The following is a 19,967-nucleotide window of genomic DNA, read 5'->3' as shown; positions in this document are numbered from 1 at the left end:
CCTTAAGCTTTCAACAAGCACAAATTAACACACATTAAAACATGAATTCGCCAAGAAATCAGACTTTTTTACTATCTTGGTCGAAAATTTAAATCGATTATAATGAAAAAATTAGTTTTTACAGTCGCTTTTTTGAGCGTTACTGCTTTTGGTTTTGCACAAACCAACGACTTTAAACAAGACGTATTGAAGATGATGGAGGTTTCGGGTGCAAACGCTTCTCAGGAAGAATTAATCAAAAATCAGATTTTACCTATGGTCGCAGAAGAAAAAAGAGACGACCTGAAAAAAGAAGTACAAACTGTTTTTGGCGAAATCAATAGTGATGTGGCTGACTTATATATGAAAAAATTCACACACGATGAGGTTAAAGAAATATTGAAATTTTACGAATCGCCTGTCGGGAAGAAAATGAGTGAAGTAACTCCCGAAATCACTTCCGAATCGATGAAAGCCGGTGAAAAATACAATATGAAATTTCAGCAGATTATCATGAAATACATGAACTAATTTGTGTGTTTAATATCTTAGGTTTCAAAAAACAGAAAAAGAGGTTGTCCAAAATATTCGTTTAGACAGCCCCTTTCTCTTCCTAATTCAAAAAATAATTATACGGCAAACAGGTTTTCCAGTTCGCTCATAGTGTTTTCGTCGGTTTGAATATCTTTGACCACCTGCCCTTTCTGCAAAGCTACAATCCGGTTGCTGACCTCAACGGTATGTTGCAAATCGTGGCTGGAAATGAGCATTGTTGTATTCTTTTGTTTGGCTAAATCCTTCAGTAAATTTTTCAAACGGATTTGTGTTGTCGGGTCAAGATTAGCAAACGGCTCGTCCAGAATCACTACCTTCGGGCTGCCGATAAAAGCTCCGGCAATACCAACTTTTTTCTGGTTTCCTTTTGATAAATCCCTGATATATTTGCTGTTATCTAAAACTTCATCTTTAAAAAACGGAGCAAAAGGTTGTAAAAACACTTCCAAATCAGTTGGCGAAACACCTCTCAAATCTGCAATGAATTTAAAATATTCAGTTGGTGTGAGGTAACCAATCAAAAAGCTTTCGTCCAAGAAAGCTGACGTGAAATGTTTCCAATCTTCTGACTGGCTGACATTGATACCGTTGCTGGTCACGTGTCCGGTTGTGGGCTGAATTAAATCCAGCAACAAACTGAACAAAGTTGTTTTTCCGGCTCCGTTGTTACCGACCAAACCAAAACTTTCGCCTTCGGCAATTTCGAGACCGTCAATATGCAACACTACATTTTGCCCGTATCTTTTGGATAGATTTTCGATATGAATCATATTTATTTTCTTTTATATGCTTGTAAAGTTGAATATTTTTCTTTTTGATATACTTTCTGGATTTGATTAAAGAAATAATCTTTGAATGCAAACCCGATTATTCCTGCTAATGCTACCAACAAACTACCAAACCACGAAGTGTACAGAATTGCTCCTATACCATATAAAACCATCGGAACAAGCATTTTAGGCAACGCCAGTAACAAACTTCGGACATTGAATGCAGATTTATCGCCCATCAGGTTTTTGTTGGTCGTGAGGTCAATCGGTGTTTTGATATAAGCCCCACTCAGCATGACCAGATAACTGTTCACACCGATGTTAAAAATCGCTGCGGAAACGACCATCAGATAAATTTCCCAGCCAAAATAAATGTAGAAAGCACCTATCAGCGTACACGCTATGGTGGCAATAACCATCAGCCACCATTTTGCCTGCAAATAATCTTTGTAGGTAACATTTTGGGTCATCATTAATGGATAATAAGCTGAATCCCAGCTCGGAATATAGTTTCCGAATGAAAAAACAAAACCTCCGCTGACAAATATCGCGGCGAACATCTTCATTCCTCCGGAATCGCCAAACGTAGAAAATCCTGTAAAGAAAAGTAACCCATAGAATACAAACAAAAAGCTGGCAAGCATGGTGGATTTTGAGCGTTTGTTCCGGGTAAGCATTTTTACATCTAATTGTAGAAAAGAGCCGATTTTTCCATATCTGTTCAGCCAGGAAACATTAAGATTATTCACTTTTTCGGTTTGGGCAATCACACCTTTATCCAAATACAGATTGCTAAGTATCATTTTTTGGGCGGCACGATACAACAAAATTACTATCGGAACAAAGATTAGCGACAATCCTGGATATTGATAAAAAGGGTAAAAAATTGCACGGGAAACTTCCAAGATATTGATTAGGTCAAAATAATTTGCCGCGATACCCAATGCTAAGATAACAACGATTATGGCAAAAACCGTGTTGTTTTTATTGACAAACAGATTGATGAAGTTATTGACCTGAGCCAAAAGTAAACATGCAATTGCCAATGAAAAAACCGCTATTTTTTGTGGTTGATCAATCAACAAAACAACAAAAAACGGAATAAAAAACAAATAAGAAAATAGTGCGTAAACCGAGAACATACTTTGGGTGAGCATTTGCCCGACTATTTTTCGTTTCGGGATATTGGTCAACAACAAAGGCTTTATATTCAAGTAATTAAACTTTTGAAAAAAGTACCGCAATACCAAATCAAACAGAAAATAAAACAGCAAATAGGCACAGATTGTTTCTATTGTACTGCCAAATTGCGTGAACGGATTGCTTTCACTATCCTCAGTAATAACCATCGGCAAAACAATTCCCGCTATCAGGAACATCAGGGAAAAGAAAAAGTAATTAACCGCCATTAAAATAGTAACCAACAGGTTTCCGACAAACTGCGGATTCCTTAAAAACTCTTTTTTTCTCAGGTATAAAAATCGTTGAAACATAAACTGCTTGTTATTTTACAGTACATAAGTAGCGACCCGAACGCCTTTGTTACAGTTTTTAACAAAAAAAGAGTTGCACAAAACGGCAACTCTCTCTCTTCAACAACGCAAGACATTATCTTTTCGTTGAGAAGCAATCTAAATTAATAAAAAACAACTAAATATCCTTCTTTGACAAATATAATAAAATTTTGTTAACGTCCAAATATTTTTTTGAGTTTTTAAAGTCCGGTCATCGTGATTGAAAAATTAAAAAAACAATGCCTAATATTTTTATGTATAAGAATTTTAGGTATATTTGCATACCTAAAACTCATAAGTATATAAATCAGGAAATGAAAAAGCAACAACAACTGTATAAAGGAAGTTTGAATACGATTATTATGAAACTTCTGGAGCAAAACGGAAAAATGTACGGCTACGAAATCACACAGAAAGTGAAAGAAATCACGCAAGGCGAAATGAATATTACCGAAGGTGCGTTGTATCCGGCATTACACAAAATGGAAGCAGAAGGTTTTCTGGACGTGGAAATGGACAGGGTGGACGGACGTATTCGCAAATATTACAAGCTGACGGAAAACGGTGTGAAAGAAACAGCATCGCGACTGGAAGAGTTGGAAAACTTTATCCGCAACATGCAAACGATTGTAAATCCTAACTTTAAAACTGCTTTTTGATGAAACTGACAGATGAGCAAATTCAACAAATAGAACTCAAATTGTATAATGATTATGAGTTTTACTACGATGATGCAAAGCACGAAATTATCGACCATATTGCCTCAGAGATTGAAAACCGGAAAGAAAATGAGTCTTTTGAAACTGCATTTGAACGGATTTTTACTCAATGGGATTCCCGATTGAAAGATACGGAATGGAACGGCATACACTTTTACGGAAAAATAAAAATACCGGCATTTTATAAACAAAAAATGCAGAAATCACTTCGTACAGATTTGATGTATTACGTGTTGGCTGTTTTGTTTTTTCCTGTGGCAATTTATTTGCTTAAAGACTTCATAACGCTCGAAACGCTAAACCGCACTGTTTTTGTTTATAAGATTCTGCTTGTAACCACAGCTGTTTTTGGCAATCAATATGTGTTGAGAAAATATGAAACAGATAAATACACAACGGTTTATGGAGAAATTGCCCAATTTGCAAACAAAAGAAATTTAGCTCCATTATTACTCCTTTCGTTTGTTACCCTATCAAGTCAAGAGCTCAGATATTGGGCAACGTTCAATATATGGTTATTATCTTTGACCTTTATAAATGCTTTTTATTTTTTGTTTATTATAAAATATTGTAACTATTTCCGGCACTTGTCGATGGTAAAAAAAATACGAAAATGGAACGTCGCTTAACCAACGAACATATCGAACAACTGTTTGCTTTTACCAAAAAACATTTGGTAGAGCATTACGATGTGCAAGTTGAATTGGTCGATCATTTGGCAAATGCCATTGAGGCACAATGGAAAACGAATCCAAACATTTCGTTCGAAGAAGCTTTGGAAAAAGAGTTTAAAAAGTTTGGCGTGTTTGGTTTCAGCGGTTTGGTCGAGCAAAAACAAGCGGCGTTGCAAAATCATTATTGGCAAATCATCAAAAAAGAGTTTATCAACTATTTTTCGGTTCCAAGAATTGTATTGTCGGGTGCATTCTTTTATGGCTTGTTTTTGGTGTTTTCGGATTCAGATACGTTACATAACGACATTTTATTTGGGTTAGAAATTCTATTAATGGTTGCAGCGGCACTTTTCTGGTATTTACAGTACCGCACCTTGAGAAAAAAGCACAAAAAATGGTTGATTAACAGCGTTTCCAACTATTTTTACAGTCTTCCTATCGTGATGATTGCCTTTGTGACCTTTGGTGCAAATAGACCTGACAGAAATCTTTTTGAAATTATTTTAGAAACCGTTTTTACTGGCGTATATCTGTTATTTTGCTTGATATTATTCACCAAAATCATTCCTTTACTGAAAAAAGAAATCATGCTAATTGAGCAGAAATTCCAAAAAATATGAGAAAAATATCCGAAGTTGAAATCAACCAATTATTCGATTTTACCAAAAAACATTATGTAGAACATTACGATGTGCAGGTAGAACTCGTTGACCATCTGGCAAATGCGATTGAGCAACAATGGAACGAAAATCCGACCATTTCGTTTGAAGATGCTTTGGAAAAAGAATACAACAACTATGGCGTGTTTGGTTTCAGCGGTTTGGTCGAGCAAAAACAAGCGGCGTTGCAAAATCATTATTGGCAAATCATCAAAAAAGAGTTTATCAACTATTTTTCGGTTCCCAGAATTGTATTGTCGGGTGCATTCTTTTATGGCTTGTTTTTGGTGTTTTCGGATTCAGATACGTTACATAACGACATTTTATTTGGGTTAGAAATTCTATTAATGGTTGCAGCGGCACTTTTCTGGTATTTACAGTACCGCACCTTGAGAAAAAAGCACAAAAAATGGTTGATTAACAGCGTTTCCAACTATTTTTACAGTCTTCCTATCGTGATGATTGCCTTTGTGACCTTTGGTGCAAATAGACCTGACAGAAATCTTTTTGAAATTATTTTAGAAACCGTTTTTACTGGCGTATATCTGTTATTTTGCTTGATATTATTCACCAAAATCATTCCTTTGCTGAAAAAAGAAATCATACTAATTGAGCAGAAATTCCAAAAAATATGAGAAAAATAACCGAAGTTGAAATCAACCAATTATTCGATTTTACCAAAAAACATTATGTAGAACATTACGATGTGCAGGTAGAACTCGTTGACCATCTGGCAAATGCGATTGAGCAACAATGGAACGAAAACCCGACCATTTCGTTTGAAGATGCTTTGGAAAAAGAGTTTAAAAAGTTTGGTGTATTCGGTTTTACGGGATTAGTAGAACAAAAGCAGAATGAACTACATAAATATTACAATAAAAAAATGTGGAAAGAAATCGTACAGTTTGTTTCCATTCCGAAAATAATCCTAACTATTTGCCTGTATTTTATCTTGTATAATTTTCTGAAAAGCTTTCAGCCCTGGAGCGACATTGTTTTGTATGTGTTGCTACTGATAAGTTTTATTTATATGTTAGTTGACGGTTTCCGGTTTATCTACCAAATGAAAAAACAACAAAAGCAAACACAAAAAAGCTGGTTGATTCAATCTGTTGCGAGCCAGGTTTATTCTATGCCCACAATAGGTTTTGTTCCTGTATATATCCAGTTTTTTCTCGACACAGATAGCGGCGTAATGTCTTTAGCTTATTTACACTTTTTGACAGCATTTTGTTTGTTTCATTTCATCGGCTTTTACATTTTGATATTCAAATTAAAACCAGCCTTAAAAAGCGAAATTTCAAGAACCGAGAATAAATATCAGTTTGTATAAACATTTAGGGTGACACCGAAAAGGACACCTCGAAAGCTGTTCTTCATCTCAAAATCTATCTTTGCTCAAAATACTGCAAATTAACAATTTGACAAACAATACTTCTATTCACCAATTTTAAATCTAAGTAATTCCATTATACTTCTACATATTTTCTTGATCAATCAATTCTTCTAGCATTCCACAATTTAATGCGATGCATTTCGTTTAATTAATCATCGTAACAATCCCTTTTATGAATTGAATATTCACCACCAATTAGCCGTCGGAAACGCATAAAAGGCGGTATCTTGTTTATCCTGCCACGGTGCCTGATGAAAAAACCAGCAGTTTTCTATTTTGTCGAATGCCTTGCTCACGTTGCGTTCACCCCAGCGATAACCTGTTTTGTACGTTTTGCCCTCAAAAGTGATCGTACCGAATATAGTAGGATACGAGGATCCTGAAACGCCGTTGGTGTATTGGATTGCCTTTTCCAACTTCAATACTGTGCCTTTCGGGAATGTAATTATCTCTTCGATATCTCCAATGCTTTTTTGCTCATCGACATACCGCCATTGCGGATGCAAGCTGTCCAACAGCATATACGGATAATCACTATTGTTGTTCATAGGGATTTTGTCTTTGAACAGCACCGTTTCCTTATTCAACGTAACGGTTTTGCCAATCCATTCCTTGAATGGTTCGTATTTGTTGAGACTGGTAGATTTGGTCTTTATCGTAGCATAGAGAATAAAAATAAATCCTGCTATAACTACGACAATAACCAATGCTATGATACCCATTATTCGTTTTGTGGTCATATTATTTTTTGTCCGTAATGTATATTTCTGTCAGGTCATCGTCAGATACGAAACGTATGTTATAGCCTGTTTGTTCCTTTAGTTTCACCAAAGGCATACTTTCTGTTTCAAAATCGACGCTGTTGAGCTGTTCTTTTGGTTTATGTCCTCTGTTCATCTCGGTCGACTTGGCGATATGATAAACATCGCCATCCACCTTGAGGACTTTAAACCAGCCAAAACGGATTTCTGCTCCAATCGGAGTTCCTTTTTCTTTATAGATCTCATACTTGCCAAAATAGATATCGCCCTCTACAGGAGCTTGCTCCATGGCTACATATTCGGCTGGTTTTGGTATAGGCGGTTTCATTTCTTGATAGACAATCAATCCCATAGCGGTCATCATCAACAAGACAAATATCCAGCCTACGATCGTCAATTTGAATATAAAAGGTGGTTTCGCCGCTTCAGCAACCTTCTGATTAGCAAAAGCCTTCATTTCCGGTGTCCAAAACCGGCGGGCAATTTTCTTTTGTGTCACTTCATCCCAAAATTCGCCATACGCTTTTTTGGAATGTACTGAAAAAAGTGCCGTACGGGTCAATTGCCTGTAAACACCAAGTATCATTGGATTACCGGGATTTTTCGGGTTTTGTAATTTTTCATTACGATGAACCCCTTGTTCTATTTTGTTGATTACAAAAAACATAATTTTTCTTTTTTTAGTTCAATATCTTTATTCGTTTTTATTTCTCTAAAAGTTCAAACAACAAGGTACATCCCTCTACACAAATCAAGTCGTGACCTTCTTTTTCCTCCAATGGAACAAGGTATAGCTTTCGCTGTTCTTTATTGAAAAGAAGCGGTAATAGTAGCCGTCATCCATTTTAAAAATAGCAAATGCCGGTTGCTTCCCGTCATCTATTTTTAATGACAGAATCCTCCCCCCTTTTTGTAGTGGGTTTCTAATGCACATCTTCCGTTGGATTCAAAAACATAAGTATCCTCTCCGGAACAGGGCTGTACTTCTTCGGACGACGCAATTATTTTGGTGTTCTCGTTCCAAATCACTACTTCTACAAATTTCCAAACACCGACAATGCTTTCTGCATCTGAAATTCGCGTAGGTTCATCATCTTTGGAACAGGAAATGAAAAAAACACAAAAGCCGACTAATAATAAGGATATATTTTTCATTTGATTTTTCTAATCTTAAACAAAATTTGTGGTGGAATAACAACTACTTTAGAATATTACTCTTTAGGAACAACTATCATTGACTGAAATTCAGAATAACCAGATTCAACAGATAAGAAATCAATCTCTTTGCCGTTTTCCCAAATGATATTTGCTTGTTTGCCATTTCTATATTCACTTCCTAAAACATACACCTTTTCATCAACAACCTGTACGGCAAAAGCGTAGGTGTGTCCGGATGCAGTATGTTGAATAGGCAGCAATTCGTTGTTTTTAAAAACTCTCGGAACATATTTATTACCCACTTGTTCGTATCCGGCTGCATAAACATTTTCGTTTTCTACTGTTAAGTCAAGTCCACGATTAATTCTTTCTCCTGAAATTAATTTTGTCGGCACGCCGTTCTTCCACAGCTTAAAACTTCTTTCACCAATAGCATCAGTATAGCCTACAATATAAACATTGTCTTGATCTACATAAATACTCTTTGCATACGTCAGTGTATCAATATTTGAAATCGCCGATCCTATACCGTTTTTCCAATATTTAGATATGATTCCTCCTTCGTGCCTTTCATATCCTACGATATGAACTTCGTTATTTAAAACAAATATATCTTCAAGACGTGTGCTCACATCATTTGACCCAATATGCGTGAATTCTCCATTTTTCCATACTATCGCCCTGTACGTTGCATTTTCTGCTTGTGGCAGGTAGCTTCCTATAACATACACGTCGTTGTCCTTAACAAACACCGCCTTAGCTGTAACACTTTTTGAGTTAGGAGCATTTAACTCTTGTGCCTGCCCATTTACCCATAACAATGCTTTTACAGATTCTTGCTCTTCATTTAGTTCTTCGCCAACGACATATACATCGTCACCCGACACTTTAATATCACGAGCAATTGTAGAGCCACCCGTAACAGAAGGAAGAACTACTTTTTGTCTATTCTTCATGTACAAAGCACTATATCTGTCTTGATGCATTTCTACACCGGCACGATACACATAAACAGATAAGGTATCCGTTATTTCTTCTTCATTAAAACCATCATCTTTTTGACAAGACATTGTTATAAGAGATATAACAATCGTCATAATCATCACCCAAATTCTACTACTCATTTTTCAATTAATTAAATATTAAAATTTTATTTGTGTTCTTATTATTTGTCAATAAAATCAAATTTGTCTTCAAATAATTTTCCAATTACGGGCAAAGGTTTTTTGACTTCGTTGGCAACGTTGATGATTCCTACAATCATAATAATGAAAAACAGGATTCCAGCATAGCTCACTAAAACTCCGAGTGTAGCAGAAAAAATGGAAAGTACATAAACCGCAATGTTGAAAAGGATTGCCAAAACCAGCAAACCCAATCCTTGTTTCAGATGATATATGCTAAAACTGTCTCGTTGCTCTTTTCCGACAAAATAGGCTATCAGCCACAAAATACCGAGGTAACTGAGAATGGATTGAACTTTTGGTGTCATAATTTATTTATTTTTATGTTTATCCAAATTTATCCATAACAAGATTATTATTTCTCTTTTGCCCTTGAACAAAACATCTACAACATTTAAAATTGTATATACAAAACATCTACAAAAACCATAATTATTTAATAATCAATTTTTTGAACATATAAGTTTAACACGCTTATATTCGGTTTTGATTCAATTTTTTCATTATTTTGTCTCTGTTTGTAGATATTAAAGAATGAAAACACTATCGGTTTTATATATTTTAGCTGCTTATTTACTTTGTACCGCCACAGTGAAAAGCCAATCTTTGAGTCCATCTACCACCAAAGTGTTAGACCAGTTGGAATATTTTCATTTACATAATCAACCGGAGGAAGCACTAAACTTATTGGCGACAGAAATTGAAAACACATCTGAAACAACAGATTTAGCCTATTTCTATTCCTATCAAAGTACAATTTATACTACAAAGGACAGTCTTTTACTCTCCAAAAAACTGATTGATTTAAGCATGGAAAACGCCAGAAAATCCGGCAATAAAAATGCTTTGGCGATGGCATACAGAGGGAAAGCTTTTTTGGCAAATGCAATGAATATGCCCGATGTGGTGGTAAAAGATGCGATAGAAGGATTAAAACAAATTGAAAATAATGACGAAGATCCGACCACGAAATATTCTCTCAATTATCTTCTTTATGGTGCGTATAGCAAATGGGACGATAGCGAGAAGATGGAAACCTACATCCGAAAAGCTCAACATTATGCTTTAATGGCTGAAAACGTGAATCTTCAAGTAAATGTAAACAACGGTTTGTCAAGTATGTACCAGGCACGTTTCAAAAAAACAAGCGAGTCGCAATTATTGGACAGCAGCTATTACTACCTGAGTCAATCCTTTGCTTTGCAACAGAAAAATCCTGAAAAAGTGAGCGGCAATACTTTTGTGATTACCTGTATCAATCTGGCGAACTACTATTTGGATTATTCGCCGGAAAACCTTGCCGAACGCAAAGAAAAAGCGTACCGTTATCTTGATCTTGCCGAAGAAAAGCTGAAAGCTGACAAAGCTTCACAGGAAAAATGGATGAACGTTTTCGGAATTAAAAGTGGTTTTGCCAAAAAAGAAGGAAACCCAGCTCTTGCCGAAAAGTATTTGTTGCAGGGTTTAAGCCATTTAGTAGCTTCCAACAAAAATTATTACCGGTTAGAATATGCTGTAAATAAAGATTTGACCGATTTGGCATTCAAAAGAAACGATACGAAAGCCGCTTTGCAATATCAGCAAAGAGCGGAGGAATTGTTAAAAAAATCGTTTAACGAGCAACAACTTTTCAACGTACAAAAATTGGAAGTACAATATGAAACAGAGAAAAAAGATAAGGAGCTACAATTGCTAAAGGAGCGGGAAGCATTTAACCGAAAGCAAAATTACCTGTATGGCGGAATTGCATCGGCATTGCTTTTCGGGCTGGGTTTTATGTTTGTTTCTTACCATTTCAAGTTGCGTTATTCCATTGAACGAGAGAAAAAATTAGCCCAAGAAAAAGAAGACGCCGAACAACAGGCAAAGATGCAGATTTTGCTGGAAAAAGAAGAACAAGCCCGGCTGAAAGCAGAACAGGAATTACTGGATTTGCGGAAACAACAATTGGAGAAAGAAGCATTGGCAAACTCATTAATTATCGACAGAAAGAATGAAACCCTAAAACAGATTCAGAACAAGATACAAAGTGGAGAAGCAAGTCATATTCAGAAACTTATTAAAGAAGAAATGCTACTTCAGACCGATTTTGAAGACATTAAACTTCAGATACAAGAACTCCACCCCGATTTCTTCAATCGGTTGAACGAAAAAGCCGTTCAAAAGTTAACGCCGCTGGACTTGAAATATTGTACGTACCTCTACCTAAAAATGTCCACCAAGCAAATTGCCCAGATCCTACACGTAGAACCGCAAAGCGTTCGGATGTTCAAATACCGTCTGAAACAAAAATTCGGATTGGGAAAAGAGATTAGCCTTGAAGAGTTTTTGCTACATAGTGACAGAACATAATAAGTAATGGAATAGTTTTTACCTCCAGCTTCTAAAAAGGGTGTCACCGAAAAAGACACCTCGAAAGTGCTATTTTATGTGATATGCTTAATTTTCGTCTTCAACCAGCATATTTTAGATTTAAACAACCCGTTGATTTTTAACAATTTAGCTAAAAACAAAAAATCCTAACCATTGCTGATTAGGATTTTTGCTCTGACCAAATGGGGCAATTTACATCGAAAAAAAATCACAGGGGTTTAATCCTGTGATTTCATCTTGTACTGCTTGTTTATGCAAAGGCTTGCCCGGGTTGGAAATGTCCGCTAAGGGCAATTCTGTTCCACGCATTGATGGTAATGACCGCCATAATGATTTCAGCGATTTGGTTTTCACTAAAAAACTGTAAGGCTTTTTCGTAGGTTTCATCAGACAAACCGTTTTGATGAATTAAAGTTACTTCTTCAGTTATCATTAGTATGGCTCTTTCTTCATCGGTAAAAATATCACTTGTTTCTTTCCAAGCATTGAGCAAGAAAATACGTTGATTGGTTTCGCCATTTTTCAACGCATCTTTGGTATGCATATCAATGCAGTAAGCACAGCCGTTGATTTGCGAAGCTCTGATTTTTATAAGTTCTTTCAATGTTTTGGAAATAGAAATATTGGAAAGATATGTTTCCAAACCCATCATTGCCTTTAAAGCATTAGGTTCTGCCGAGTTGATGTTTACACGTTTTTGCATTGTTTATTATTTTAAAATTGTTCAATGCAAAGTTGAAAAATGGTCAACGGAAAAAACTTAAACTGGTTTAAGAAACAATTCGCTTGCGGATTTCACTCAAATATTCTGGCGTAAACCCCAGGAAAGAAGCAATGAGATATTGTGGTACACGCTGCACAAATTCAGGGTGCTTGCGAAGTAATTCAAAATAAAATTCTTCTTTGGAAAGTGAAAAGAGGTATTTGATACGCATTTGAGCTGCTGCATAAGCTCTTTGATAAACAAACCGAAAATAGCGTTCCATTTTGGGGAATGCCTTCAACAATTTTTCCTGATTGTCTTGCGAAATATAAAGTATCTGTGATTTTTCTACAGCTTGAATGTAAAATTCAGTAGGTAGTTTTCGTTCATAGGCAATATTATCGGTAAGCCACCAATTCTCGATAGCAAATTCAGTCGTCTGTTCAATACCTTTTTCGTTAATGTAAAATTTGCGTAGCAATCCATTCAACACAAAATAATGGTATCTGCAAATTTGTCCTTCTTCCAGTAAATTTTCTTTTTTCAACACCTGTTTTGTTTCAAAGAATTTCAAAATCTCTTCAAATTCTTCATCAGAAATTTGTGCGAATTTGTCTATATGTTTTTTGAAGATTTTGGACATTTTGTTGTTGTAAGGTGTTGTTGTAAGATCGCAGGAACGTTTCGAGGCTTGTGCAAGCCAATTTTCTATTTGCTAATTTACAGTTTAAAAACAAATAAAAAATGGTTTTGCGGATAGAAAGTACAAAATTCAAATTTTGCACTTAATCACGTATTTCGCCAATACGATGTTGGCAGTAGTTTTTTTACATTATGCAATTCCTTAATTCAGTCAAAAAGTCTTGTTTTTTATTCTTTAAGTCTAAATATACCGAAATCGGTTTTTGTACCCTAAATGCTCTTTGTTTGTCAAATGTAGTTTTTTCATTTTTGTACAACCAAGCTAAAGATGTTACAGCTAATGGTAAAATCGAAACTTCATTTATAATTAATGGAACAGCAACATTTGCTGACGCCCAATATTGTCTTGATAAATTTGCTTGTTTTTTTATCAAATCCCATTCTGATTCCGCTTTTTTAATTTCTTCTGTAAAGCCTTCTTGAATAAATTTTATCTTTTGTTCATCCAGTTCATTAATATCTATTTTAGATAATTCACCATATATTTTTTTTAGTTCTTGCCTAACACCTTCTAACCTTCCTTCTTCACGCATTTTTAACGCAAAAGCGGTGTCAACATTGTTCAAAAAAGTTAAGGGAATTTGCGAGTATAAATGATTAGTTTTTGTCCAGAAGTCATTTACTCCTAATTGTTTTATTTGATACCAAGATGTTTCAGATGGCGTATATATATTTCCTCCACTTATTTTAGAAACATATAACATAGCTTCAATTGAACCTCCACTTTTTAACGGTGTAATCATTCCATCTCTATTAAAATTGCTTTTATCAATCTTGTTCCATAATGGATTTGTTTTAGATATATGTTCTAATATTTTATCTGCAAAGGATTCAGCTTCTTTATTTGTGAAAACAGGATTCTGTAAAGACAAAATATCTTGAATGATTTCTTCTTTATTTTTATTTTTCGAATAAATAGCAAACTGTTCAGCCAAATGATTTTCGGCTGATTCTTTTCCTATTTCAAAAAAATCGTCACGATTTATTTTTAAGACTCTTTCTTTGATTCGTTTGTCTATTTCATCCCTTAAATCTAAATCGTATTCACAAGGGTTTACAACCAGCTTTACAATTCCTGCTTTCACCCATTTTTGAATAATTATATAAAAGTATAGAGCATCTAAAAAATCAGGCAACCATCTTTTTGCATTTATTCTTGGGTCAATATCTTGATTAGTTACTGAAGGATTCTGTAATGGATGAAAAACCAATATTTTATCTGAATAAAGAGAAAATCGTACAATTTCATCAATAATTCTGTTTGCTTTTAGTGTTGAATAATGAATACTAGAAAATGTACTTTTTAAATTTCCTAATTCGGTTGAATAGTCAAAGTTTCTAGTAAATAATTTAGCAAATACTCGATAAGTTCTTTTTACTTTTAATTGCGTAATATTTTTGGCAACATCATCCCAAGTTTTACACTTCCTTAAATCAAAAGTTTGATAAAGGAAATCATATAATTTCGCATTCTGTTCATCGAAATAATCCATTCTGTTCAAAATTACTGCCAACGGTCTAGCATAAGAGCAGTGGCGGATTTAAGACCACAACTTTTTCCACCAAGACTGACCTTTATTAGTTGAATTATCTTTTGATTTATCACTTTCCCCGCCATTGCTTTTATGCATTGTTGGGCTTAGTATTTTTTCTTCACTTTCTTTTATTTCCTCAGTTTCATTTTCTGAAATTTCCGAATCAATATTCAATTCCGGCTTAGCTTTTTTTAGTTCGGCTTTTTCTTCTTTTAAATCAGCTATTCTTCTTCTAATCAATTCTTTCTTTTCCTCTGTGCTAGTTTCTTGATTTTCTGTTATTTCTATTTTTAGGCTTTCTTTAATTTGAATTTCGTTTTCTACAAATGAATTCCAATCATCTTCTGATTTAGATTTTTCATCCTTTTCTTCTTCTGTGAGGTCAATTGGTTTCTCGATTTTTGTTAATCCTCTAAATTCAAAATTTATTGGTTTAGTTTTCCCCGTTTCGATAAACTCAATTTGATATTCTCCTTTTTCTTCATTTACCTCAATTACTTTACCTTGTTTCCAAATCAAGTGATTTACCAAATCTCCAACATCAAATTTCTTTTGAATTAATTGTCGACTTGCATCAAGTTTAAGTTGTTCTTTAGCTTCATTTATGATTTCTTGACTTAATTCTCCTTTTCTCACAAAATAATTGTCGCTTATTTCAAATAAAAAACGAGAAGGATATTTATTTAAACCTGTACTGAAATTGAATCCTTCTGATTCAGTCATATAAAATGCTTTTTCGGCTCTAGTAATTGCAACATAGGTTAAACGTCTTTCTTCTTCAATTGCTTTTGCTCTTCTTTCTTTAATTGACATTGCACTTGGTAATACGCCTTCAGTGAAGCCACAAAGAAAAACGTAAGGAAATTCTAAACCTTTAGAAGTGTGAATAGTCATTAATTTAACTCGGTCATTTCTATCATCTTCAATATCCATATCTGTGTAAAGTGCAATTTCTTGCAAATATTCAGTAAGGTTTATTGGTTCTTCGTCTTGTGTTTCTAATAAAATTATAGAGTTCTGAAGTTCTTTAATATTATCTAATCTATCTGTGTCTCCATCAGTTCTATAATAAGCAGACAATCCGCTTTCGTCCATTATTTCTTTTACTAAATCGGAAATAATTAAATCTACTTTTGATTTTTTATACTTTTCTATAAGTTCAACAAATTCAATTGCACCTTTCCTACTTAAATCTTTGTCAGTTATATTTTGTTGCAAGGCTGAATAAAGAGAAATACTTTCTTTTTCGGCAATTTTCGCTACATTTTCAATGAACTTTTTCCCTAAACCTCTACTTGGTGTATTTACAACTCTTAAGAAGGAAAAATCATCTTCAAACTCAATCAATCGTAAATATGCTAAGACATCTTTAATTTCTTTACGTTCAAAAAATCGAATACCACCAAAAACCGAATAAGGAATATTTTCTCGAATTAGAGATTGTTCAATACTACGTGAAATATGATTTGCTCTGTATAATATTGCAAAATCGGAATATTTACAGTTTTCATCTTTTACAAGTCTTTTGATTTCATTTGCGACCCATAATCCTTCTTCGTAATCATTTTCTCCGTGAAAGTGAACAACTTCAACACCTTCTGGATTTTGAGTGAACATATCTTTATCTACTCGAACTTTATTGTTTTTAATTATATGATTCCCGAGACTTAAAATATTTGGTGTCGAACGATAATTTTGATTCATTATGATTGTTTTTGAATCAACAAATTGTTTGTCAAAATCAACCAAAATTTCAGGTTTTGCACCTCTCCATTCGTAAATGGTTTGGTCTGGGTCGCCAACAACGAAAAGATTTTTATGGAACTGAGAAAGCATCTCAATTAGCATAAATTGTTTTTGCGAACTATCTTGAGTTTCGTCAACTTGAATGTAATGTAATCTCTTTTGCCACTTTTCAAGAACGTCAGGATTATTAACGAATATGTAAAGAGCAAAATTGAGTAAATCGTCAAAGTCTAAAGCGAAATTTCTTTGTTGCTTTTCTAAATACCTAATAAAGATTTTTTCTATTTCATTATCAGTTTCTTTTTTCTTTGATTCAAGGATATATTGCAAATATTCTTGCGAAGTTTTTTGTTTGCTTATATATCGTAGAACTTGTTTGAAAGTGAACACTTTTGATGTTAAACCCAATTCATTATAAACTTGACGAAGTACAGTTTTTTGGTCTTCAACGTCCATTATTATAAAGTTCTTTGGGTATTTGATTTTGTTTATGTCCTCTCTTAAAACTCGAACACAAAATCCGTGATAAGTGGTTATGTAACTTAAATCTGAATTTTCTCCAACTAAACGTTTTACCCTTTTTCGCATTTCTTGTGCAGCCTTGTTTGTAAAGGTTACACACAGAATATTGGAAGAGTTAATTCCTAATGCTTCAACAATGTAGGCATATCTTTGAGTAAGAGCTTTAGTTTTTCCCGAACCTGCACCTGCAATTACTCTAACAAAACCTTCCGTTTCTGTTACAGCTTCTAACTGTTGTTCGTTTAAATTTTCTTTTAATCTCTCTACGCCATTCATTGAAAGTTACTTTAAGTTTTGTTACTAATCTTCGTCATCAAAATCTATAATTCCCTCTTTCAATTCAGGAAATACTTTGGTTGTCTCAATCTCATTTATGGAAGTAACATCTTTTAGTTTCCTTTGAATTGCTCTCGTACGAACACCCATTACATCATCTAGTTGGTTCAACCCTGTTCGTATATTATTTTGTGCCTTTGACATCATACCTCCAAAATTTTCAAATTCTTTTTTTACTGCTCCTAAAACGTGCCAAACTTCACTACTTCTTTTTTGTATCGCAAGTGTTTTGAATCCCATCTGTAAACTGTTTAAAATGGCAGCTAAAGTTGTTGGTCCTGTTACGATTATTTTATAATCTCTTTGTAAAGTTTCTAATAAGGAAGCCTTTCTAACTACCTCTGCATAAATTCCCTCAAATGGTAAAAACATAATTCCAAAATCTGTTGTATTTGGTGGGTCGATATATTTTTCGCTAATGTCTTTCGCCATTTTCTTTATTGTGTTGTCCAATTCTTTTTGTGCAAACTGAATTTTGTCCAAATCTCCATCTTCATAAGCTTCTTGAAGTTTTTCATAAACATCTTTAGGAAATTTAGCATCTACAGGTAGCCAAACGACCGATTCATCTTCATTTTTTCCTGGTAGTTTTATGGCAAACTCAACTGTTGCTGAACTTCCTTTTTTTGTTTTTACATTTGCTTCATATTGGTCTGGTGCAAGGATTTGTTCTAAAAGCATTGCAAGTTGGACTTCTCCAATTCCTCCACGCATTTTTACATTACTAAGTACTTTTTTTAATCCACCGACATCAGTTGCAAGGTTCTTCATTTCTCCTAAACCTTCCTGAACAGATTTTAACTGTTTTCCAACCGTCTCAAATGATTGAGTTAAACGTTCGTTTAAAGTTTTTTGAAGCTTTTCGTCAACTGTTTTTCTTACTTCGTTGAGTTGTTTCGTATTATCCTCTCTTATTTCTTTTAGTTGATTTTCAACTGTTTCTTTTACTTCTTTAATCCTTTTTTCGGATTCTTGATTTATTTCGGTTTGTTGTTTACTAAAGGCATCAAATCTTTCTTTTAAAAGGTCATTTAAGCGTTTGGTATTGTTGTCAAATCCTTCTTTAAAACTATCAAGCGATTTAGTCAATTCTTCCCTTTGATTTTTTGCAGAACTATTTGATTCTACTCTATTTCTTTGAAATTCATCTTTTATTGACTTGTCGGTTCTTTCCAATGTTGAATCAAATTTCACCAATGAAGTTTTCGTTTCATTAAAATTTCCTTCAATGTCAAAATCAAGTTTTATCTTTTTTAATAAAGTTATAATCAGATTTACTGCAAGTAAGATTATCAGTATTATGAGTAGTATTATTTCTGTCGTCATATTTGTTTTTTCATATTAAGCCCAACGTCCTGTGGCTTTGCGACTGTTGCGGAAATTGGAACTGAGTTCGCTCGGCTGGACGAAACGAAGTTAGGAAATTATAATTTAATTTTATAACTTATTGAGCAATAGCGCAAAACCGCTGTTGTGCGACGTTTTTATGCAGTTATTGTATTAAAATCGATAGCCTAAATTTAAACCAAATTTAGCAACTATGGTATGGTCGGTTTTTTCTTCATTAAATAACATTTTTCCATAACCTAGGTTAGCACCATAGACAAATCCACTTTTAGTAATGCCTTTCCAACCTAAGCCAACACCAACGGAAAAATTAATAACATCAGGGTTTTCAGTAAATGTTATTTCCTCTGGTGTATCATATATTTTTTTTCCATCAACAGACATAATCATCCCAAATCCTTCAACAAAAAAGCCTGAAGCATACTTTTTACCAAAATACATTCTGTAATATGGAGAAATCGAATAATTCATATCTTCATCCTTACTATTATCGTAAGTATACATAAAAGAAGTTCCCAATGATGACTTTTTGTTTAAATGTCTTTCATAACTTACATTAATCCCTCCCGCTAAAGGTGCAATTAAATTCACTATAACTTCATTTTTCTTTTCATTAGGATTCACAATGGAGTCATTTTTATTTTGTGCCTTAGCAACAAAAAACGAAAACAGTAGTACAACTGCTAAAAAGGTTTTCTTCATAATTTTTTATTTGATTAATTCAAGACAAACCTATAGTAATTTTCTTTCACAAATGTTATGTTATTCATAAACGCCTCGTTAAATAAAGCATAAATAAAAGCAAAGTAAAATTTGTATAAAGATTTTGTAATTCTAGTTCGGTTTTGTAAAATGACGCACAACACCCAAATATACGAAACTATTTATATTTACAAATGGCTATAAATGTTTAAAATTATCTTTTTTTCCATTACATATCAAAAAATCCCCCGAAGGGGATTAAATGTTAGTAACTGAACCTGTAACCGTGGGTTTGCTTACGTTCACCACGGCAACATCTTGTAATGTATAATGATATACCGCTTATTTACTGACTTGCAGGGGTGACACCTGTTTCTAAATAGGGGTGACACCGAAAAGGACACCTCGAAAGTGCTATTTTATGTGATATGCTCAATTTCGTCTTCAACCAGAATATTTTCGATTTAAACAACCTGTTGGTTTTTAACGATTTAGCTAAAAACAAAAAATCCTAACCATTGCTGATTAGGATTTTTGCTCCCCCTCTTGGGCTCGAACCAAGGACCCTCTGATTAACAGTCAGATGCTCTAACCAACTGAGCTAAGGAGGAAGTTGTTGTTTAAATCGGTTG

20 protein-coding genes and 1 tRNA gene are annotated in these 19,967 nt (G+C 34.2%); 7 read left to right on the top strand and 14 right to left on the bottom strand.

The features are described from left to right. The first annotated feature begins 102 nt into the window (after positions 1-102). Positions 103-510 (top strand): DUF2059 domain-containing protein, encoded by a 408-nt coding sequence (locus CDL10_RS06730; RefSeq protein ID WP_100677819.1) that lies wholly within the window; start codon positions 103-105, stop codon positions 508-510. Between the two features lie 98 nt (positions 511-608). Here the strand turns inward: CDL10_RS06730 and CDL10_RS06725 are convergent, their stop codons facing one another. Beyond that, positions 609-1,304, bottom strand: a complete 696-nt coding sequence (locus CDL10_RS06725) for an ABC transporter ATP-binding protein (protein ID WP_100677818.1) — start codon at positions 1,302-1,304, stop codon at positions 609-611. A gap of 2 nt (positions 1,305-1,306) precedes the next feature. After that, positions 1,307-2,797: a DUF5687 family protein gene (locus CDL10_RS06720; protein WP_100677817.1), complete on the bottom strand. Its 1,491-nt coding sequence runs from the start codon at positions 2,795-2,797 to the stop codon at positions 1,307-1,309. 335 nt (positions 2,798-3,132) lie between these two features. On the opposite strand from CDL10_RS06720, the gene CDL10_RS06715 reads away from it, so the two are divergent. The 5 genes from CDL10_RS06715 to CDL10_RS06695 are packed head-to-tail and all read left to right on the top strand — an operon-like array spanning position 3,133 to position 6,203. Then, a complete protein-coding gene (locus CDL10_RS06715) occupies positions 3,133-3,477 on the top strand; it encodes a PadR family transcriptional regulator (RefSeq protein ID WP_100677816.1) in 345 nt (114 codons plus the stop codon). Further along, a complete protein-coding gene (locus tag CDL10_RS06710) occupies positions 3,477-4,166 on the top strand; it encodes a hypothetical protein (protein WP_100677815.1) in 690 nt (229 codons plus the stop codon). Before CDL10_RS06715 ends, CDL10_RS06710 begins: the two co-directional genes overlap by 1 nt. Continuing rightward, complete coding sequence (locus tag CDL10_RS06705) at positions 4,151-4,831, top strand: hypothetical protein (protein ID WP_100677814.1); 681 nt, start codon at positions 4,151-4,153, stop codon at positions 4,829-4,831. Before CDL10_RS06710 ends, CDL10_RS06705 begins: the two co-directional genes overlap by 16 nt. Continuing rightward, the gene (locus tag CDL10_RS06700) at positions 4,828-5,505 is read left to right on the top strand and encodes a hypothetical protein (protein ID WP_100677813.1); all 678 of its coding nucleotides are present in this window, start codon (positions 4,828-4,830) and stop codon (positions 5,503-5,505) included. The genes CDL10_RS06705 and CDL10_RS06700 overlap by 4 nt, the downstream gene beginning before the upstream one ends. Next, complete coding sequence (locus tag CDL10_RS06695) at positions 5,502-6,203, top strand: hypothetical protein (RefSeq protein ID WP_100677812.1); 702 nt, start codon at positions 5,502-5,504, stop codon at positions 6,201-6,203. The genes CDL10_RS06700 and CDL10_RS06695 overlap by 4 nt, the downstream gene beginning before the upstream one ends. A gap of 248 nt (positions 6,204-6,451) precedes the next feature. Here CDL10_RS06695 and CDL10_RS06690 read toward each other — a convergent pair whose 3' ends face one another. The 5 genes from CDL10_RS06690 to CDL10_RS06670 all read right to left on the bottom strand — a co-directional run bounded on the left by CDL10_RS06690 (position 6,452) and on the right by CDL10_RS06670 (position 9,677). Continuing rightward, positions 6,452-7,006 carry a hypothetical protein gene (locus tag CDL10_RS06690; protein ID WP_100677811.1) on the bottom strand — a complete coding sequence of 185 codons (555 nt, stop codon included), beginning with the start codon at positions 7,004-7,006 and terminating at the stop codon, positions 6,452-6,454. A gap of 1 nt (position 7,007) precedes the next feature. Further along, entirely contained in the window at positions 7,008-7,694 is a 687-nt protein-coding gene (locus CDL10_RS06685; protein ID WP_100677810.1) for a hypothetical protein, read from the bottom strand. Between the two features lie 218 nt (positions 7,695-7,912). Continuing rightward, entirely contained in the window at positions 7,913-8,182 is a 270-nt protein-coding gene (locus tag CDL10_RS06680; protein ID WP_091102980.1) for a hypothetical protein, read from the bottom strand. 56 nt (positions 8,183-8,238) lie between these two features. Continuing rightward, complete coding sequence (locus tag CDL10_RS06675) at positions 8,239-9,255, bottom strand: hypothetical protein (RefSeq protein ID WP_133119465.1); 1,017 nt, start codon at positions 9,253-9,255, stop codon at positions 8,239-8,241. Positions 9,256-9,350: 95 nt separating this feature from the next. Then, positions 9,351-9,677, bottom strand: coding sequence for a hypothetical protein (locus CDL10_RS06670; RefSeq protein WP_091099120.1), 327 nt, complete (start codon positions 9,675-9,677; stop codon positions 9,351-9,353). A gap of 226 nt (positions 9,678-9,903) precedes the next feature. Here CDL10_RS06670 and CDL10_RS06665 point away from each other — a divergent pair, with 226 nt between their 5' ends. Beyond that, positions 9,904-11,721: a hypothetical protein gene (locus CDL10_RS06665; RefSeq protein ID WP_100677808.1), complete on the top strand. Its 1,818-nt coding sequence runs from the start codon at positions 9,904-9,906 to the stop codon at positions 11,719-11,721. 271 nt (positions 11,722-11,992) lie between these two features. Here CDL10_RS06665 and CDL10_RS06660 read toward each other — a convergent pair whose 3' ends face one another. The 7 genes from CDL10_RS06660 to CDL10_RS06630 form a co-directional block, all read right to left on the bottom strand. Next, on the bottom strand, positions 11,993-12,445 hold the full coding sequence (locus tag CDL10_RS06660; protein WP_100677807.1) for a carboxymuconolactone decarboxylase family protein: 453 nt from the start codon (positions 12,443-12,445) through the stop codon (positions 11,993-11,995). 67 nt (positions 12,446-12,512) lie between these two features. Next, positions 12,513-13,088, bottom strand: a complete 576-nt coding sequence (locus CDL10_RS06655) for a Crp/Fnr family transcriptional regulator (protein WP_100677806.1) — start codon at positions 13,086-13,088, stop codon at positions 12,513-12,515. Between the two features lie 184 nt (positions 13,089-13,272). Beyond that, entirely contained in the window at positions 13,273-14,640 is a 1,368-nt protein-coding gene (locus CDL10_RS06650) for a hypothetical protein (RefSeq protein WP_100677805.1), read from the bottom strand. A 48-nt stretch (positions 14,641-14,688) separates the two neighbouring features. Next, a complete protein-coding gene (locus CDL10_RS06645; RefSeq protein WP_100677804.1) occupies positions 14,689-17,226 on the bottom strand; it encodes an ATP-dependent helicase in 2,538 nt (845 codons plus the stop codon). Positions 17,227-17,250: 24 nt separating this feature from the next. Further along, positions 17,251-18,612: a DNA recombination protein RmuC gene (locus CDL10_RS06640; RefSeq protein WP_100677803.1), complete on the bottom strand. Its 1,362-nt coding sequence runs from the start codon at positions 18,610-18,612 to the stop codon at positions 17,251-17,253. 174 nt (positions 18,613-18,786) lie between these two features. Further along, positions 18,787-19,335, bottom strand: a complete 549-nt coding sequence (locus tag CDL10_RS06635; protein ID WP_100677802.1) for a DUF3575 domain-containing protein — start codon at positions 19,333-19,335, stop codon at positions 18,787-18,789. A 537-nt stretch (positions 19,336-19,872) separates the two neighbouring features. Beyond that, positions 19,873-19,946 (bottom strand) — tRNA-Asn (locus CDL10_RS06630). Between the last annotated feature and the right edge of the window lie 21 nt (positions 19,947-19,967).

The organism is Avrilella dinanensis (assembly GCF_002807015.1).
Taxonomy (GTDB): Bacteria; Bacteroidota; Bacteroidia; order Flavobacteriales; family Flavobacteriaceae; genus Flavobacterium; species Flavobacterium dinanensis.
The sequence above is the reverse complement of the archived record's forward strand: the minus strand, read 5'-3'. Positions and strand labels throughout refer to the sequence as shown.

Coding starts and splice junctions, on each gene's coding strand:
- CDL10_RS06705 (WP_100677814.1), top strand. CDS start 4,151: ATGGAACGTCGCTTAACCAACGAACATATCGAACAACTGTTTGCTTTT.
- CDL10_RS06635 (WP_100677802.1), bottom strand. CDS start 19,335: ATGAAGAAAACCTTTTTAGCAGTTGTACTACTGTTTTCGTTTTTTGTT.
- CDL10_RS06715 (WP_100677816.1), top strand. CDS start 3,133: ATGAAAAAGCAACAACAACTGTATAAAGGAAGTTTGAATACGATTATT.
- CDL10_RS06640 (WP_100677803.1), bottom strand. CDS start 18,612: ATGACGACAGAAATAATACTACTCATAATACTGATAATCTTACTTGCA.
- CDL10_RS06700 (WP_100677813.1), top strand. CDS start 4,828: ATGAGAAAAATATCCGAAGTTGAAATCAACCAATTATTCGATTTTACC.
- CDL10_RS06710 (WP_100677815.1), top strand. CDS start 3,477: ATGAAACTGACAGATGAGCAAATTCAACAAATAGAACTCAAATTGTAT.
- CDL10_RS06685 (WP_100677810.1), bottom strand. CDS start 7,694: ATGTTTTTTGTAATCAACAAAATAGAACAAGGGGTTCATCGTAATGAA.
- CDL10_RS06695 (WP_100677812.1), top strand. CDS start 5,502: ATGAGAAAAATAACCGAAGTTGAAATCAACCAATTATTCGATTTTACC.
- CDL10_RS06725 (WP_100677818.1), bottom strand. CDS start 1,304: ATGATTCATATCGAAAATCTATCCAAAAGATACGGGCAAAATGTAGTG.
- CDL10_RS06730 (WP_100677819.1), top strand. CDS start 103: ATGAAAAAATTAGTTTTTACAGTCGCTTTTTTGAGCGTTACTGCTTTT.
- CDL10_RS06660 (WP_100677807.1), bottom strand. CDS start 12,445: ATGCAAAAACGTGTAAACATCAACTCGGCAGAACCTAATGCTTTAAAG.
- CDL10_RS06655 (WP_100677806.1), bottom strand. CDS start 13,088: ATGTCCAAAATCTTCAAAAAACATATAGACAAATTCGCACAAATTTCT.
- CDL10_RS06675 (WP_133119465.1), bottom strand. CDS start 9,255: ATGTCTTGTCAAAAAGATGATGGTTTTAATGAAGAAGAAATAACGGAT.
- CDL10_RS06690 (WP_100677811.1), bottom strand. CDS start 7,006: ATGACCACAAAACGAATAATGGGTATCATAGCATTGGTTATTGTCGTA.
- CDL10_RS06680 (WP_091102980.1), bottom strand. CDS start 8,182: ATGAAAAATATATCCTTATTATTAGTCGGCTTTTGTGTTTTTTTCATT.
- CDL10_RS06670 (WP_091099120.1), bottom strand. CDS start 9,677: ATGACACCAAAAGTTCAATCCATTCTCAGTTACCTCGGTATTTTGTGG.
- CDL10_RS06720 (WP_100677817.1), bottom strand. CDS start 2,797: ATGTTTCAACGATTTTTATACCTGAGAAAAAAAGAGTTTTTAAGGAAT.
- CDL10_RS06650 (WP_100677805.1), bottom strand. CDS start 14,640: ATGGATTATTTCGATGAACAGAATGCGAAATTATATGATTTCCTTTAT.
- CDL10_RS06665 (WP_100677808.1), top strand. CDS start 9,904: ATGAAAACACTATCGGTTTTATATATTTTAGCTGCTTATTTACTTTGT.
- CDL10_RS06645 (WP_100677804.1), bottom strand. CDS start 17,226: ATGAATGGCGTAGAGAGATTAAAAGAAAATTTAAACGAACAACAGTTA.